This is a genomic window from Mesobacillus selenatarsenatis SF-1, from assembly GCF_000813125.1.
Taxonomy (GTDB): Bacteria; Bacillota; Bacilli; order Bacillales; family Cytobacillaceae; genus Mesobacillus; species Mesobacillus selenatarsenatis.
Map to the genome: position 1 here is coordinate 1 of NZ_BASE01000128.1, position 247 is coordinate 247.

Here is a 247-nt window from a genome sequence, read left to right on the forward strand (position 1 = left end):
AGTAATCCCCTTCTGAAAAATTTGTGGTGAGTACGAAGCACCGCCTACTTTCGTAATATCGACCTTTAATTCTCCGTTTTCTACATCAGCTGAGCCTTCAGCAACTCCGCTCCACTGGTCTCCCCACCATGAGATCCATCCATCCATTCCTGCATCAAAAGTACCGTTGTCTAGCTCTGGTGTAGGTACCGGCAATTGTGGTGTTACCGATACATTGTCCAGAAAAACAGTTGTTGCAGCATTTCCA

1 protein-coding gene is annotated in these 247 nt (G+C 46.2%); it reads right to left on the minus strand.

Features of this window, described 5'->3' with window-relative positions:
- Window positions 1-247 (minus strand): hypothetical protein (locus TY49_RS25090; RefSeq protein ID WP_041968093.1); only part of this gene is annotated, 247 nt, incomplete at both ends.